Origin of the sequence: Achromobacter sp. GD03932 (assembly GCF_029839485.1) — a bacterium.
Lineage (GTDB): Bacteria > Pseudomonadota > Gammaproteobacteria > Burkholderiales > Burkholderiaceae_B > Achromobacter > Achromobacter bronchisepticus_A.
In genome coordinates this window covers 209713-226312 of the sequence record NZ_JAOCAT010000003.1, presented here as the reverse complement: position 1 = coordinate 226312, position 16600 = coordinate 209713, and the positions used below count along the sequence as shown (strand labels likewise).

Sequence of the window (16600 nt, the reverse complement as noted above, 5' to 3'; positions counted from 1 at the left end):
AAGCAAAACTGTTCTGCAGAAAGCTCTGACGAAGCCCGTGTTAGCCGCTCTGAAACCCCGACTCACGGCGTCGCCGGTCATGCACCTAGTCTTTTTTGGAGATGTGCAGCTGATGTCTATCAGATAGCCTGCGTTCGCCATGTCATCTTTCGCACGAGAAAGAATTCACGAATTGACATGGCCGGGTTGCGGGAGAGATTCGTCCAGATCTGCTCACACCTGTTCCATCAACTCAGTATCAAGCACTGGAGTCGTCTTATGAGATTCAAGAAACGTGCTGCGCCAGCACTGCTGGCTGTCGCCTCCCTGACACTCGCGGCGTTCGCCCAGAACGCCATGGCCGCGGGCGCCTACTCGAGTTCCGCGGTCATGCCGACCATCTACAGCAAGAACCACTGGTACACCGTGGCACCGCCCGTGGTCGGGAGCCCTCCGAGCACTGCAACCATCACCACGGTGTACTACAGCTACGGCTATCGCTTTCCGCGCCCGACCGGCTTTCAAGTGCTGCTGTGCGACAACAACGGCACCAACTGCACTGACGTGACCTCCAGGGGCTCGGGCTCGGTCAGCTTCAAAGGCAAAGGCGTCAAGGCCAACACGCCGGTCCGCTTCCATGCACGCGTCGGTGGCAATGGCACGATGTCACCCCTGATGGGTGATGGCACCGCCAACGTGTCGGTGATGTACGACGACTGATCCGGTAATCGGCGAGCGGGCAATGGGTCTCACCCCGGCTCGCCGTGAATGATGAATCTGCAACTACGCGGCCTTTCGGCCCGCCGGTGTGAGCCAGCCACTAGCCTCAAGGTAGTCTTCGGATTGCGAGTTCGTATGGTCAAAGAGCTTGGCAAGAATCTGAGCCGCAGGAGTACCCTTTGCCTTCTCGGAGTCGTATATCGCCTTGCGCTGCGCGTCGATCACGGCAGCCTCCTTGGAAAAATTCTCCTTGAAGGCTTCGTCGATGATGCGCCCGGAAGAGAGCTTATTCAGCGGCTCCCCCCCTCTTCCCGGTGCAAGCTGGTCGCGTATGTCGTACCAGATCGTGCTGGGTATGTTCACCATGTCATACGCGAACTGTTCAGCGTATTGCGGGTCGGAAGCTGCGGAATTCAACCACTTTTCCTGAATCGCCGTGCGGCCCTGCGTCGCGGCTCCCTCCTGGCTCGAGCGCTTTCGAGCCGCATCGGAAATGCCCACTTGTGTGGTCGAAGAATTGAATCCCTGAAAGAGTCCCTGAAACCCCGCCACGTCCACCGGCGTTGATTTCGTCGTAGTGGAACTCAGCTTCGAAAAGCCCACTCGATCTGCGCCTTGGAACGAAAGAACGCTAAAGCCAGACTGAATATTCATTCACATCTCCAATCAATACAGAAAGTGGCGAGCCTTGAAGTATTTTTTCCTAATCTTCTTGGCGCCTACGCCACGGAAAGCTACGTTGATAGAACAGCGTCTTAACTTATCGCCTGATGCTAGATTGAAGGATCGCGAGCCTTTAGTCCAAAAAGCGAGCGAAAAATGGGACTTTTCTGACTTTTTCCATCCTACGCACACGCGTTCTCAGAGCAAGCCACTGAACCCTCGGCGTTACCTCACGGCCGCGCTGACCGGATTGCTTCTTTTGACGTGCGACGCCGCGTTCGGTGCGGATGTTCTTTATTCCGAGTACCAAGCCAAACAGCGGCAAAGTGCGTTCGCGTTTCCGCTGGAAGAAGCCATCGCGCTGGCGGTGAGGGACAACAGGTTGGTGAAAAGCGCCTACGTCCAGCGCATCAGCCAGAAATTCGACCTCTACGTCAGCGAAGGGAAGTTCTACCCGAAACTGCTGCTCACCACGTCCGCATTGACGAGCAAAGTCAACGGTACCTCCAGCAACGCGAAAGACCTGAACACCAACGCATCGCTCACCTTGCCGACCGGGGCGACCGTATCTATCGCCAATGTCCAGGGCAGGAGCACCGCGGGCACACCTTCGTCTACATCGGTCACGCTGAGCCAGCCCCTGCTGAAAAACGCAGGAATCGATGCGAACACGGCATCAGTCCGCATCGCGCGCCTCGATGATGAAATCAGCCGACTAGCACTCAAGGCAACGCTCTCCCAAACCGTCGCGCAGGTGATCTACGCCTACCGCGAGCTCCTGCGCGCCCAGGAACAGAAGGTGATCGCCGAAGCAGCCCTGGCACGCAACAAAGACCTGTACGAGGTCAACCGCGCGCTGATTGCGGCAGGACGCATGGCCAAGGTGGAGATCCTGCAAACGCAGGCCGAAGTCGCGAATCGAGAAGTAGCGCTGGAAGAAGCGGAGAACCAGATCGACACGGCCCGGCTGGCCCTTGTAGCGTTGCTTGCTCTGGAGCCGCGCACACCTCTATACGCGACCGCTCCAACCAGCGTGGACTGGCGTCCTACCGACCCGACGCGCGCCCTGGAAACGGCGCTCACGCTTCAGCCCGACTACCTCTCCATGAAAATCCTGGTCGAACGGGCCAAGATCAGTCTGGACTATGCCAAGAACCAGCAGCTGTGGGATTTGTCGCTGGTGGCCACCAGAACCCAGGCCCGGAGCAGCGGCGCGTCGTTGGGAGCCATGGACATTCAGGCGTCCGGCGCCCGGACCGACGGCAGCTACGCGGGCCTGCAGCTCACCATCCCCTTAGGGGACCGCTCCATCAAGCAATCCGAGGTGCGCGCCTCCGTGGATCTGCACACCCAAGAACTCAAGTTGCTTGAAACGCGTCAAACGGTGGAGCACCGCATCCGCGATGCCACGCGCAATGTCCAAACCCGATGGCGCCAGCTGGAACTCTCGATCAAGGCCCGCAACTTGTCCCGGCAGAAGCTTGAGGCGGAGAAGGAAAAGCTACAGGTCGGCCAATCGTCGAACTTCCAGGTGCTGTCCTTCGAGAACGACCTGCGCAATGCCGAGAGCGCCCGCCTCAATGCGCAGATCACGTACCTGAACACGCTCACCGAACTGGACGAACGCATGGGCAAGACCCTCGACGTCTGGAGCATCCCCATCATCCAGACCAATGGTTATGAGAACTGAAGAGTCCATGCCGTCAGCCCGGCAGGTCGGCCTCGTAGTCGTGAGCGCCGTCGGCATCATCGAATCACTCAACACCGAGGCGGAGGTGCTTCTGCGGCTACCGAGTGTATCGCTCATCGGCCAGCCGGCCGTTACGGCATTGCTCGATATCGCTGACGAAACGTCCGCGAGCACGTTGATCTCACGGTTCGGCACACCGCCGCGCGGCGGCAGTGCTCGAGAAAGACACCATCACGCCACACGGCTGTACGTGCAATGCGAACGGCTTCCCGGCCCCGAAGCTGATGGCCGTTGGTTGATTCTGCTCGATACCCCGCTCCCCTCGGTCGCACCCGCAGCCGCAGCGCGGCGCGCGGGGCGCACCAAAATTCCCAGGCTGGCCGCCGGTAGCTCGGCGGCCCTCTTGGTCGCTGTGCTGCTTGGGAAAACGTTTGGCCCCGGCGCGGCTCCGCCGACGGCCTCATCTGGAGCGAGTGCAGCCGCGTCGGCTTCGATGACGCCAATCATGGCACCCACCACCCGGGCCTACATTTCCGTCATCGGCACCATCGAGGCCAACGAAACGCTCGGCGTTTCGGCCCCCTTCGATGGCGTCATCAAGGAAAGGCACTTCTCGTTCGACACGGAAGTCGAGCAAGATCAGTTGCTGCTGATACTGGACCCAACCGACTTGAACCAACGCGTCCAAGAAGCCAGGGTGACGATGCTCAAGGCCGCCAAGACCATGCAGGAACTTGAGCACTGGGACAGTGGCGCCGAAGTCTCGCGGGCGAGACGCACGTTCGTGGTGGCTCGCCAGCAGGTCGAGCAAACAGAGCGCAAAGTGCAGGAAACCGACGGGCTGGTCAAGAAGGGCATTCTCGCCCGGAACGAGTACGACATCGTGGCGGAACAGCTCAACGGTTTCAAGGCCCAGTTGGCGGCGGCAGCGGATGACCTGAAAGCCACCCAGGACAAAGCCGACAAGAGCAACCTGGAGATCGCCAAAATCGAGTATGAGCAGGCCAGGGCGAAGCACGAGGACTTGGCCAGGAGCGCGCTGCTGGCACGCATCGCCGCGCCGCGTGCAGGCATTCTGTCGAAGGCGCCAGCATCCTCTGGACAAGCACCGGCGACACTTGATGCGGGAAGCCGGATCACGAAGGGTCAGTTGCTGTTCAACGTCGCGCTTACCGGCAAGCTGCGCGTGTCGGCCCGGGTCGACGAAGCGGACGTCGTCGGCCTCGCCACAGGCATGCCTGTGGAAGTGTGGATCGATTCACAGGAGATCGCCCCCCTCCTAGGAAACCTTGCCAGTATCTCGGCACAGGCCATCCAAAGCGGCAACGGCGTCCGCAGCGCCCTGTTCGACGTGAGCGTCGATCTGCCGGCATTGAGCAAGGAGCAGCGCAGGAGGCTGCGCGTCGGAATGTCCTGCAACCTTCGCATAAAAACCCGGGGCGCCGCGAATCCCGAGCCAGGCGGCCCAGCGCGTATCGGCAGGTCGCCTGTGCAGACAAGAAACTGAAATGCTGAAACTGGATCGGATCAGCAAGGCCTACCACAATGGCAGCGGTGCAGTACCTGTGCTGCAAGACGTCTGCCTCGAGGTCGGCGCTGGCGAAATGTGCGCCATCATCGGAGCTTCCGGGTCGGGCAAGAGCACGTTGCTCAACATCATGGGGTTGCTCGACGCGCCGGATAGCGGCGCCGTGCTCTACCGGGGCAAGCCCGTGCATGATGCGGACTTGAAGACGCGAGCCAACCTGCGCAATCGCCACATCGGATTCGTATTCCAAGCCTTCAACCTGCTGCCACGCATGAGCGCACTCGACAATGTCGGCCTTCCCCTGCTCTACCGCGGCATCGGCAAGTCCGAGCGCCGCCGACGGGCACAGCGCTGGCTGGAGCGCGTCGGGTTGGCCGATCGCGCAGAGTACCTGCCGGACTCGCTATCCGGCGGACAGAAGCAGCGAGTCGCCATCGCGCGAGCCCTAGTCGGAGCGCCACAGCTCGTGCTCGCCGATGAACCCACCGGCAACCTTGATCCGAAGGCGGCGCAGGACATTCTCAGCCGACTCGGCGAACTGAGCCGGGAATCCGGCGTCGCCGTCGTCATCGTGACCCACGACCCAGCCATCAGCGTCAAGTGTCAGCGGGAAATCGCCGTCAGTCACGGGCGGGCCTTCGTTCGCGAGAGTGCGCCATGGCGTGGATGAATCTCCCGCGCGCGACCGGCTCCTTGCGCGCCATTGTCGAGGATGCCATCGACAATATGGTCGCGGTTCGGCAGCGCACCCTTCTGTCCCTGGTCGGCATAGCCATCGGCGCTGCGGCCGTCGTGGCGCTCTTGAACATCGGAGAGAACACCTCGGACGAGGCTGCGCGCCAATTTAAGTCGATGGGGACGGACCTCATCATCGTTCAGGACAGCCCCGCCCTCGGCGGACAGCGCAAAGCCCCCCCACTCAGGAGCGAAGACGCGCAAGAAATGGCAAACAGTATCGCCGGGGTTTCCCTGGCCGCTCCGCTATCGACGACGCCAGTCAAGACCGGCACAGGAGGAAAGTTGCTCGACGCGACGGCCATTGGCACCACGGAACACCTGATGACCGCAGCTCGGCTGGAACTCGCCCGCGGCCGATTCATTTCCCACCGGGATGGATTGAACACCGTGGTGGTGGTCGGAGGGAATCTGGCTACACAACTCGTCGGCGGCGGCACGGAGCTGGCGCTGGGCGATGAGATCCGCATGGACAACTACCGCTATACGGTCGTGGGAGTCCTGCGTAGTGCGCCACGCAACCCACTACTGCCGTTCGATCTCGACAACGCCCTGATTCTGCCGATCAAGGCGGATCGCCGCGCGAACTCCGCGACCGGAGCGCTATCCAACATCCTGCTTCGCGTTGCCGAGGGCCACGACCCTCTTCATGCGCTCACCGAGGTCTCCTCGTTTCTTCAGCGCAAGGGCAGCAACGCCCAGGCGCAGGGAGCGCTGCTGCTGCTCGACGGCATGCGGCAGCAAGGGCAGATGTTCAAATGGATGTTGGGTGGAGTGGCCTGCATCTCGCTGCTTGTTGGCGGCATTGGTATCATGAACGTCATGCTGGCCGGTATCGCCGAACGACGCCGCGAGATCGGGCTGCGCATGGCCATCGGCGCCGACCAGTGGGGCATCATGACAATGATCGTCACGGAGGCGGTCAGCCTCTCGTTCGTGGGAGGCGGAGCAGGCACCCTGCTCGGCATGCTCGCCTCCGTGCTCTACGCGTGGTTCACGGGCTGGGAGCCGACGCTATCGGCTCTGGCGGCACTACTCGGGTTCGGCATGTCGCTTTTGACCGGATTGTTCTTCGGTATCTACCCCGCCTTTGTAGCCTCGAAATTGAGTCCGATTGAAGCGCTCAGATCCGACTGAAACCGGCTCATCCACGGCGCGGTTGGCGCCCTAGGAGCCGATCCTCGACAAGATCACGCGGCGCGCACTGCATCCCAAGCCACCGCATGACACCGCAACTGCCGCCCGCCGACCCCGACAACCGCCGGCGCCTCAACCTTGCACTGCTCCCGCGCCATCGGACACCGTGGATGAAACGTACACCCTGACGGCGGCAATATAGGATTCGGCACCTCGCCCCCCATCGGCTCCCGATCCCGCCGCGGATCATCCAGATCCGGAATCGTATCCAGCAGCATCCGCGTATACGGATGCTGTGGCGAATCAAACAGCTGATCCGCAGGCGCCTGCTCCACGATGCGGCCCAGGTACATCACCGCCACGCTGTCGGACACATGCCGCACCACCGACAGGTTGTGGCTGATGAACACGTACGTCAGCCCGAACTCCTTCTGCAGATCGCCCATCAGGTTCAGGATCTGCGCCTGCACCGACACGTCCAGCGCCGAGGTCGGCTCGTCGCACACCAGGAATTCCGCCTCCGTCGCCAGCGCCCGCGCGATCGAGATGCGCTGCCGTTGGCCACCGGAGAACTCGTGCGGGAAACGGCCGGCGTCGCTGGCGGACAGGCCCACCAGCTCCAGCAGCTCGTCGACCCTGCGCCGCGTCTCGGCGGGCGTGGCCCGCAAGCCCAGCGTCGTGATTGGTTCGGCCACGATATTGCCCACCCGCCAGCGCGGATTGAGGCTGGCATACGGATCCTGGAAGATCATCTGCGGATGCAGCACGCCGCCCTTGCGGTTGCGCCCGTAGCGCAGCGTTCCGCGCGTCGGCGCCACCAGCCCCACCAGCAACTTCGCCAGCGTGGACTTGCCGCAGCCCGATTCGCCCACGATGCTCAACGTCGTTCCCCGCGGCACGGATAACGACACCCCGTCCACCGCCTTCAAGGTCTGCTCGGGCTGGCGCGACAACGTGCGTTCCAGCCAGGGCGGCGACACGTCGAACCAGCAGGCCAGGTCTTCGGCCCGCAACAACACATCATCGTTATGCGGCATGGGCGACTCCTCCTTGATGCAGCCAGCAGGCGCTGACGGTGGCGCCGGCCGGGGACGCCGCCAGCGGCGGGCGCTGCTGACTGCAGCGCGGCCCCGCCATCGCACAGCGCGGATGGAAAGCACAGCCGTCGGGCAGGGCGTGCAGGCGCGGCATGGCGCCGTCAATCTGGTTCAACCGGGCCGCGCGCTGGCGCAGGCCGGGAATCGCATTCATCAGGCCTTGCGTGTAGGGGTGGCCTGGCCGGCGCAGCACGTCCAGCACCGGTCCGATCTCGACGATGCGGCCCGCGTACATCACCGCCACGCGGTCGGCGGTCTCGGCGATCACGCCCATGTCGTGCGTCACCAGCAGCACCGAGGTGCCCTGCTCGCGGCAAAGGCGGCGCAACAGCGCCGTGATCTGCGCCTGCACCGATACGTCCAGCGCCGTGGTGGGTTCATCGGCGATGATGAGCGCCGGCCGCGCCGCCAGGGCCAGCGCGATCACCACGCGCTGGCGCATGCCGCCGGAGAACTGGTGCGGATAGTGGTCAATGCGCTTGTCCGCCGCCGGAATGCCCACGGCCAGCAGCAGCTCCAGCGCCCGCTGGCGCGCCGCCTGAGCGCTCACCTTGTCATGATGGCGGATTGTCTCGACCAGCTGGTCGCCCACCGTGAACAGCGGATGCAGGCTGGTCAGCGGATCCTGGAAGATCGCGCCGATTTCCTTGCCGCGCAGGCGTTGGCGCGCCTTGGGCGGCAGGTTGTCGATGCGCCTGCCCGCCAGATGGATCTCGCCGCCGCCCAGCCGTCCGGGCGGCTCCAGCAAGCCGATCACCGCCATGCCGGTCAGCGACTTGCCGGCGCCGGATTCGCCGACCATGCCCAGGATCTCGCCGGGCTGGATATCGAAGCTGATGTCGCGCGTGGCGACCAGGACGCCGTGGCGCGTGGGGAATTCGACCGACAGGCCGCGCACGGACAGGGTCGGCGCGACGTTGGCCGCGGCCGGCGGCTGCGTGGTGTTGGGAACGATGGCCATCATGACGGACTCCTTGCGGGACGCGGATAGCTGGAGGAGAAAATCTGCTCGGCCGGCGGATGGCCCCAGGTGCGGTCGGGGTAGCGGGCCACCAGCCCGTCGAACTGCGTCTGCGCCTGCTCTTGCGCCAGGCGCGCATCGAAACCGGGGATGCGCCCGTCCACCATCACGAAGCGGCCGTCGATCACCACCTGCGACACGTCGCGCCCGCTGCCGCTCACCATCAGCGTCTGGATGGGATCGATCAGTTGGCCGTTGCGGTCGTGCGAAAAATCGAACACCACGATGTCGGCCTTGGCGCCCACGGCCAGCCGGCCCAGGTCCGGGCGGCCCAGCGCGTCAGCCCCGCCCACCGTGGCCGCGTCGTAGTAGTCCTCGGAGCGGACCGCCTCGGTCGAGCCATCGGCCACGCGGCACAGCATCATGCCCACCTGCATGTTCAGCACCATGTCGGGCGGCCAGGTGTCCGTGCCCATGCCGATGTTCACGCCCAGCTTGCGGTAGCGCGCGAACGATTCCAGCGTGGCGCCGTGGCGTCCCGATACCAACGGGCAATGCACGATGCTGGCGCCGGCGTCGCGGATGATTTCCAGGTCGCGCCCGGGCCGCTCGATATGGCGCGAACCCGACACGTAGGTGCCGTGCGGCAGCAAGGCGCGCTCGGACAGGAAGTCCAGGCTTTGCAGCCATTCCGGCGGACTCATGCCGTGCTGCTCCAGCACCAGGTCGTACTCCAGGCGCGATTGGCAGCAATGCAGCCGGATCGGAATGTTCCGCTCGCGCGCCGCGGCGGCCGAAGCGCGCAACAGCGCAGGCGTGCAGGTTTCGATGCGGTCGGGCGACAGCATGGCGCGCACCCGGCCGTTGTGGCGGCCTTCGATCTCGTCGCAGAAAGCCAGGGCCTCGGCCAGCCCCGCCATGCCGCGCGCCTCGTCGTAGTGGCAGCGGATCTTGCCCGCGGCGTCCACATAGGTGTGGCCGCTGCGATAGGCGGGCCCCAGGTAGACGCGCAGACCCAGTTCGCCGGCGGCGTTGGCCGCCGACAGGAATTCGTCGCGGGTCTCGCCCCACACCCGGTAGAACAGCGACGCGATCGGCAGCGCCGTCGTGATGCCGTTGCGTATCAGCTGGGCGAAGGCATAGCGCTTCTGGAACGCCAGCTCGGAGGCCGTGTACATCTCGTACGGCCCGCGCTTCATGTAGCTCTCGGGCCAGATGCGGCCCTTCTTCCAAGCGGGCGAATTGTCGAAGCCCAGGATGGTCGTGTCCAGGTCGGACAGCGCGTCCAGGTCCACGAAGCCCGGGCCGATCAACGCCCGGCCGTAATCGCGGCGCTGCGCGACCTGCCCCGGATAGCGGTGGCCGACGTAGACGATGCGGTCGCCCTCGAACACCACCTCGCCGTTCTCGTACAGGCAATGGCGGCCATTCTCGTGGCCCACCACCCAACGGGCGGTCAGCAGGATGGGACCTTGCGGCGCGCTCATCACGGCGCCTCCGCCAGCGCCCGGCCGTCGCGCGCGACCACGCGCCCGCCCTTGACGACCAGCTTGCGCGGCGGGCGCGAGACGATGGCTTCGGCCACCGTCTCGGCGTCCACCAGCACGAAGTCGGCGTGGCAGCCTGGCGCCAGGCCGTAGTCGGACAAGCCCATGACCTGCGCATTACCGTAGGTGGCCACGTGCAGCGCCAGATCCAGTTCGTCGTCGCGGCGGAAGTTGTTGCGCAGGCCCACCAGCATGGTCCGCTCCAGCATGTCGGGCTTGCCGTAGGGGCCCCAGGTGTCGCGCATGCCGTCGTTGCCGGTACAGACCGTGACGCCGGCCGCGTGCAGCTTCGCCACGTTGGGCACCGGCCGCGAGGCCGAGCCCGTGGTCATGATGTGCACGCCGGCCTTCAGCAAGCCTTCGGTCAATGCCTGCACTGCGTAAGTGTCGGGCATGCCCAGGCAGAATGAATGCGACAAGGTGACCTTGCCCTGCATGCCCAGCGCCAGCACCCGGTCTATGGTCATCTGCATCGAGAACGCGCCGAGTTCGCCCGCTTCGTGCAGATGGATGTCGATGGGCTTGCCGTGCCGTTGGGCCAGCCCGAAGATGGCGTCCAGATGACCCTTGGGATCGCGGTCCATGCCGGCCGGATCCAGCCCGCCCACGACTTCCGCGCCCATGCGCAGGGCCTCGTCCATCAGTTCCAGCGTGCCGGGACGGATCAGCAGCCCGCTCTGCGGGAAGGCGACGATCTCCACGTCGATCTGGTCGCGGTACTGCTCGCGCGCGCGCATCACGCCTTCGATCGCTGCCAGACCGATGTCCGTGTCCACGTCCACATGGCTGCGGATATGGCTGGTGCCGTCGCCGATCGACATCACCAGCTGGCGCGCCGACTGGCGGTACGGATCGATGCCCAGGCGCCTCTTCTCGGCGCGCTCGTTCTCGATCTTGTCGATCAGGCGCGGGCCGACTTCATTGCGATACCAGGGCATGCCGTACATGGTCTTGTCCAGGTGCGCGTGGGCGTCGATCAGGCCCGGCAGCATCAGCGCGCCGCCCCCCTCCACCACCGGCACGCCGGCGGGAGCCGGTCCGCCCAGCGCCTGTATGCGGCCGTCGCGCACCAGCACCGAAGTCATCTCGCCGCCTGCCGGGCGGACTTGGGTATACAGCGTTGCGTTTTCCATCGTTCTACTCTTGTCGGTTTGCGTTCAGCGCAGGCGGGGGTTCAGGGCGTCGCGCAGCCAGTCGCCCAGCAGGTTCACCACCAGCACGATCAGGCTCAGGTACAGCGCGGGAAACACCACCACCCACCACTGCCCCGAAAACAGGAACTGGTTGCCCAGGCGGATCAGCGTGCCCAGCGACGGTTCGGTGGGCGGCATGCCCACGCCCAGGAAGCTGAGCGTGGCCTCGATCAGGATCGCCAGGCCCAGGTTCAGGGTGGCCGTCACCATGACCGGCGTCAGCGTGTTGGGCAGGATGTGGGTCAGCATGATGCGCAGCGAACTCACGCGGATCAGGCGCGCCGCCTGCACGTACTCCTTGCCGCGCTCCACCAGGGCCGAAGCCCGCACCGTGCGGGCGTACTGCACCCAGTTGGTCATGGAGATGGCCAGGATCAGGATCACGGCCGACAGGGTTTCGCGCATGCCGGGCGGCAACAGCTGGCGGAACACCGCCGTCACCAGGATCGCGACCAGGATCGTCGGGATGCTCAGCAACGTATCGCCCAGGCGCATCAGCGCGTTGTCGACCCAGCCGCCGAAATAGCCCGCCGCCAGCCCCACCAGCAGGCCAATGGCCAGCGACAGCACCACCGTGGCCAGCCCGATCACCAGCGACATGCGCGAGCCGTACAGGATGGCGGACCAGACGTCGCGGCCCTGCGTGTCCGTGCCCAACAGGAACTGCGGATCCGAGCCTGCCTCCCAGACGGGCGGCAGCTCCGCGTTCAACAGGTCCAGCTGCGCCAGGTCGTACGGGTTCTGCGGCGCGATCCAGGGCGCGAATACGGCCAGCAGCACCACCGCCAGCAGCACGATGCCCGCGCCCATGGCTACGTAGTCCTGCCTCAGGTTCCACCAGAGATCGCTGCGCAGGAAGCGGGCAAGCCGGCCCTGCCCCGTTGCGGAAAATGGCTTAGTGAGCATTGGCGCCTCCCTTGACGTGCTGGCTGCGCAGGCGCGGGTCGACCACGCCGTACATCATGTCCACCAGCGTGTTCAGCGCCACGAAGATGAAGGACACGATCACCAGATAAGCGGCCATGACGGGGATGTCCACGAACATGACCGATTGGATGAACAGCAGCCCCATGCCGGGCCACTGGAAGACCGTTTCAGTAATCAGCGCGAAGGCGATCAGGTTGCCGATCTGCATGCCGGTCACGGTAATCACCGGCATCAGGCAGTTGCGCAGGGCCAGCCGGAAATGCACGATGCGATCCGGCAGGCCGCGCGCGCGGGCGAACTTGATGAACTCGGTGCGCAGCGTCTCCAGCATTTCGGCCCGCACCAGGCGCATGATGAGCGTGATCTGGAACAGCGCCAGCGTGATGGACGGCAGCACCAGCGCGGCGCGGCCCGAGGGCGTGAGCAGGCCGGTGGTCCACCAGCCGATCTTCACCGTGTCGCCGCGCCCGAAGCCCGGCAGCCAGCCCAGCTGCACCGAAAAGATCAGGATCAGCATGATCCCGACCACGAAGCTGGGCAGCGATATGCCCAGGATGGACACGAACTGCAGCGCCTGCGCCAGGCGCGACTTGCGGTAGATGGCGGTCAGCACGCCCAGCGGCACGCCGATGACCAGCGACAGCAGCGTCGCCATCAGCACCAGTTCAAACGTGGCCGGAAAGCGTTCGGCCACCAGCGCGAACACGTCCTGCTGGTTGCGGTAGGAAATGCCGAACTCGCCCTGCGCCGCGTTGGTCACGAAGTGCACGAACTGCATGCCCACCGACGCGTTCAGTCCCAGGCGTTCGCGCAGTTCATCGCGCTGCGTTTGCGAGGCCTGCTCGTTGAGCATCATGTCGACGGGGTCGCCGACGAACCGGAAAATCACGAAGGCCATCAGCGCCACCGCCAGCATGACGCCGACCGCGTTGAAGACCCGTCTCACTATGAATGCCAGCATGTGCGGCTCCCCTTCAGACCCTAGTCATACGCAGGACCGCCGGCAGGCGGCGGTCCGCGGCGTCACTGCATGCGTACGGTCCACAGGCGCGCCTTGTTGTCCGGCATCTGCAGCACCTCGCCCACGTTCTTGCCCACGGCCCAGGCCATCGGCTGCTGATGCAGCGGCAGGAAGCGCACGTCGTCATGCAGCGTCTGCAGCACGTCGGCCATCATCTGCACCCGCTTGGGACGGTCCATTTCAGCCGCGGCGGCGTCGATCCTGGCGTCCAGCGCCGGATCACCCCATTGGCCCCAGTTGAAGACCCCAGCCGGGCCGCTGCGGCTGTGCATCACCTGCAGCAGGATGGACAGCGCGTCGATCTGCGGCTCGTTGGCCCAGCCGTGGATGGTGATGTCGAACTCGCCGCGCGAACGCTTGGGGTTCTGCAGCGAACGCGGACCGCTGGCCAGCGAGGCCTTCACGCCAATGCGCGCCCACATGGAGGCGGCGGCCTGGCAGATTTCCTCCTCGTTGACGAACATGTCGTTCGAGCAGAGCAGCGACACCGTGAAGCCATCCGGATAGCCCGCCTCGGCCAGCAGCTTCTTGGCACGCGCGGCGTCGAACGGCAGGCGCTCTTCCTGCTTGGTCTCGTAGCCCGGGATGGACGGCGCCACCAGCGCGCCCGTGGTGCGCGACAGGCCGCGCATCACGCGCTTCTGGATCAGCTCCGGCGACAGCGCCATGTACAGCGCCTGGCGCACCTTCAGATCCTTCAGCGGATTCTTGTCAGTGATGTTGGAGCCGACCAGCTTGTCGCCCAGGTTGAAACCGAAATAGAGCGTGCGCAGCTCGGTCGAGGCCAGCACCTTGACGTTGGACGCCGCGCGCAGCCGGTCCAGGTCCTGCAGCGGCGCGTTCTCGGTGAAATTGATATCGCCCGACAGCAACGCCGCCACCCGCGTGGGCGCGGAAGCGATGGGCGTGAATTCGATGCGGTCCAGGTTGTGGCGCGGCTTGTCCCACCAGCCGGGGTTGACCACCAGCACGGTGCGCGTATCCGGACGGTACGACTCCACCTTGAACGGGCCGGTGCCGTTGGCGTTATGCGTGGCATAGCCTTCGATCTTCTTGGCGGCGTCCGTCGGCTTCAGGCTGTTGTTGTCCACCAGCCACTGGCGGTTGAAGATGAAGATGTTGGTCAGGTCGTTGAGCATCAACGGATACGGATGCGTCATTTCGATGTCGACCGTGTAGTCATCGACCTTGCGCACCGCCTTGAAGGCCGGCAGATTGCCCTTCAGGGGAGAAGCTTCGTCCGAGACCCGCGTCATCGACGCCACCACGTCGTCCGCCGAGAACGGCGCGCCATTGTGGAACTTCACCCCTTTGCGCAAATGAAAGCGCAGCACCGTGGGCGACGGCGTCTCCCAGGACTCCGCCAGCGCGGGCGTGATGTTGAACTTGTCGTCATAGCGGATCAGCGCTTCGTACACATGGTTCAGGAACGCCAGGTTGAAGGTGCTGCCGTAGGAATACGGATCCAGCGAATCCAGGTCCCGGGCCGCGCCCCACTTCAGCGTGTTGGCGGCGTTGGCCCCCGTGATGGCCGACAGCGCGATCACGGCGCCCGCGGTCCACTTGAGCAAAGTCTTCATGGCTGCAACTCTCCCTTGTGTATCGGTCTGAACTCGCCGGGGTCGAGCCCGGCGCGGTGGGTAAGACGAAATGGCTAGGAATGCGCGCCCGGGCGGACGAGCGACAGCCGCTGCGCGCGCTCCAGGGACGCCAGCGCCAGCACCTGGGCCAGGGCGGCGCGGTAGGAATCGATGATGGGCACGGCCGGCAGGCGCGGCAGGCTGGGCAGGTAGCCGGCCAGCGCCGCGCCCGCCACGATCACCACGTCCGCGCCCTGCGCCACCGCGGCGTCCAGCGCCCGGCTGACCTGCAAGGCCGACTCGGCCGAACGCGACACGTAGTCCAGGGCATTGCCCGGCAGGGCCAGGATGCCGGCGCAGCGGGACTCCAGTCCCAGCTGCCGGATCTGCTCGCGCAGCATGCCGGGCCAGCGCTGTCCCACCGTCACGATGGCGCAGCGGTCGCCGCGCTGCAGGGCGCTCAGGATAGAGGCCTCGGCCATGCCCACCACGGGTACGTCCAGGCGTTCGCGCACGGCGCCGATGCCGGGTTCGCCAAAGCAGGCCAGCAGGCAGGCGTCGAATCCGCCGTCCGGCGCCTCGCCCGCCGCCCGCTCCACGATGTCCAGCACGGCGTGGGCGGCAACAGCCGCCTCCGCGCGGCTGGCGATGTAGGCGGGGCCGAACCCGGCGGTGACCGCATGGATGCGGACCCTGTCCCCGTAAAAGGCCTCGGCCTGGCTGGCCAGGCTGGCCGTCAGCTCGGAGGTGGTGTTGCCGTTGACCACCAGCAGGCGGTAAGGCGAGGAAAGGGACAGCTCGGGTGCGGCGGCCTGGGGTACAGCGGACATGGATCAGCCTTTGTGAACTTGTATACAAACAAGATGATCATTAAAGAACGATCACGCTTGTTTTGTATAAAAATTTGTATACGATTTATGTCGCCAATGTACTCCGCAGAATCCCGGCGGCAAGCTATCGCTAACCCTTAGGCCCGGGTGTAGTATGCTTCCCAGCACAGAGAAAAACGCGCGCCGGCAGCGCCTGCCGGACCATTCCAACACCCTGAAAAGCGCGCAGGCATAGGAGCCAACAAGAAGATGAAGTCCCTCGCGCCGCCGGCCGACGAGCCCGCCAAGAAAGACATCAGTCGCAACGAAATCGTATACAAAAATTTGCGCAGAGCCATCATCGAGCAGGCCCTGCTGCCCGGCGACAAGCTGCCCGAGGACATCATCGGCGAGCGTTTTGGCGTCAGCCGGACCATCGTCCGCAGCGTGCTGACACGCTTGTTCAGCGAAGGGCTGGTGGATTTGCGGCCGAACCGCGGCGCCGCGGTGGCCCGCCCCAGCCTGGAAGAGGCGCACGACATCTTCGAGGCGCGCCGCTGCCTGGAGCGCGACGTCACGCGCCGGCTGCTGCAGCACATCACCGAAGCCGGACTGACCAGGCTGGAACAGCACGTGGCGCAGGAAGAGGAAGCCCGCAAGCGCAACAGCACCAACGAATCCATCCGGCTGTCAGGCGAATTCCATATCCTGATGGCGGAGCTGTCGGGCAATGCGGTGTATGCGCGCTACGTGAACGAGATCGTGTCGCGCTGCTCGCTGATCCTGGCCCTCTATGGCCGGCCGCATTCGAGCGAATGCGCCGTCAGCGAACACATGGAGATCGTGGCGGGCCTGCGCGCGCGCGACGAGAAGCACGTGCTGCACCTGCTGGAGCATCACCTGGAATCGGTGACCGCGCGCGCGCTTCTGACCGCGGACGGCCAGGGCGTGCGCGATATCCGCAAGATCCTGGACCGCTACGGCACGTAGGGACGCACGAAGCCCCCCAACGA

General features: G+C 64.9%; 15 protein-coding genes. 6 read left to right on the top strand and 9 right to left on the bottom strand.

Translation table 11 applies throughout. The annotated features are described in order from the left end of the window. The first annotated feature begins 258 nt into the window (after window positions 1-258). Window positions 259-699 carry a flagellar protein FlhE gene (locus N5C88_RS04405; protein ID WP_165867815.1) on the top strand — a complete coding sequence of 147 codons (441 nt, stop codon included), beginning with the start codon at window positions 259-261 and terminating at the stop codon, window positions 697-699. A 63-nt stretch (window positions 700-762) separates the two neighbouring features. On the opposite strand, the gene N5C88_RS04400 is transcribed toward N5C88_RS04405, so the two are convergent. Next, complete coding sequence (locus N5C88_RS04400; RefSeq protein WP_118932237.1) at window positions 763-1353, bottom strand: hypothetical protein; 591 nt, start codon at window positions 1351-1353, stop codon at window positions 763-765. Between the two features lie 124 nt (window positions 1354-1477). Between N5C88_RS04400 and N5C88_RS04395 the strand changes: the two genes are divergently transcribed. The 4 genes from N5C88_RS04395 to N5C88_RS04380 are packed head-to-tail and all read left to right on the top strand — an operon-like array spanning window position 1478 to window position 6452. Next, the gene (locus N5C88_RS04395; protein ID WP_124260357.1) at window positions 1478-3052 is read left to right on the top strand and encodes a TolC family protein; all 1575 of its coding nucleotides are present in this window, start codon (window positions 1478-1480) and stop codon (window positions 3050-3052) included. 7 nt (window positions 3053-3059) lie between these two features. Further along, entirely contained in the window at window positions 3060-4559 is a 1500-nt protein-coding gene (locus tag N5C88_RS04390) for an HlyD family efflux transporter periplasmic adaptor subunit (protein WP_280014749.1), read from the top strand. A 1-nt stretch (window position 4560) separates the two neighbouring features. Further along, the gene (locus tag N5C88_RS04385; protein ID WP_280014748.1) at window positions 4561-5250 is read left to right on the top strand and encodes an ABC transporter ATP-binding protein; all 690 of its coding nucleotides are present in this window, start codon (window positions 4561-4563) and stop codon (window positions 5248-5250) included. Then, window positions 5238-6452: an ABC transporter permease gene (locus N5C88_RS04380; protein ID WP_280014747.1), complete on the top strand. Its 1215-nt coding sequence runs from the start codon at window positions 5238-5240 to the stop codon at window positions 6450-6452. Before N5C88_RS04385 ends, N5C88_RS04380 begins: the two co-directional genes overlap by 13 nt. Before the next feature lie 53 nt (window positions 6453-6505). Here the strand turns inward: N5C88_RS04380 and N5C88_RS04375 are convergent, their stop codons facing one another. The 8 genes from N5C88_RS04375 to N5C88_RS04340 form a co-directional block, all read right to left on the bottom strand. After that, window positions 6506-7489, bottom strand: a complete 984-nt coding sequence (locus N5C88_RS04375) for an oligopeptide/dipeptide ABC transporter ATP-binding protein (RefSeq protein ID WP_059380442.1) — start codon at window positions 7487-7489, stop codon at window positions 6506-6508. Continuing rightward, window positions 7479-8513: an ABC transporter ATP-binding protein gene (locus tag N5C88_RS04370; RefSeq protein ID WP_280014746.1), complete on the bottom strand. Its 1035-nt coding sequence runs from the start codon at window positions 8511-8513 to the stop codon at window positions 7479-7481. The genes N5C88_RS04375 and N5C88_RS04370 overlap by 11 nt, the downstream gene beginning before the upstream one ends. Next, on the bottom strand, window positions 8510-9997 hold the full coding sequence (locus N5C88_RS04365; protein WP_280014745.1) for an amidohydrolase family protein: 1488 nt from the start codon (window positions 9995-9997) through the stop codon (window positions 8510-8512). Before N5C88_RS04365 ends, N5C88_RS04370 begins: the two co-directional genes overlap by 4 nt. Next, the gene (locus N5C88_RS04360) at window positions 9997-11190 is read right to left on the bottom strand and encodes an amidohydrolase family protein (protein WP_059380445.1); all 1194 of its coding nucleotides are present in this window, start codon (window positions 11188-11190) and stop codon (window positions 9997-9999) included. Before N5C88_RS04360 ends, N5C88_RS04365 begins: the two co-directional genes overlap by 1 nt. A gap of 24 nt (window positions 11191-11214) precedes the next feature. Further along, window positions 11215-12156, bottom strand: coding sequence for an ABC transporter permease (locus N5C88_RS04355; RefSeq protein ID WP_059380446.1), 942 nt, complete (start codon window positions 12154-12156; stop codon window positions 11215-11217). Continuing rightward, a complete protein-coding gene (locus tag N5C88_RS04350) occupies window positions 12146-13138 on the bottom strand; it encodes an ABC transporter permease (protein ID WP_054451141.1) in 993 nt (330 codons plus the stop codon). Before N5C88_RS04350 ends, N5C88_RS04355 begins: the two co-directional genes overlap by 11 nt. 62 nt (window positions 13139-13200) lie before the next feature. Next, window positions 13201-14778 (bottom strand): ABC transporter substrate-binding protein, encoded by a 1578-nt coding sequence (locus N5C88_RS04345; RefSeq protein ID WP_118932229.1) that lies wholly within the window; start codon window positions 14776-14778, stop codon window positions 13201-13203. A 74-nt stretch (window positions 14779-14852) separates the two neighbouring features. After that, entirely contained in the window at window positions 14853-15608 is a 756-nt protein-coding gene (locus N5C88_RS04340; protein ID WP_280014744.1) for an aspartate/glutamate racemase family protein, read from the bottom strand. 249 nt (window positions 15609-15857) lie between these two features. Here N5C88_RS04340 and N5C88_RS04335 point away from each other — a divergent pair, with 249 nt between their 5' ends. Then, a complete protein-coding gene (locus N5C88_RS04335; protein WP_059380449.1) occupies window positions 15858-16577 on the top strand; it encodes a GntR family transcriptional regulator in 720 nt (239 codons plus the stop codon). The last annotated feature ends 23 nt before the right edge of the window (window positions 16578-16600 follow it).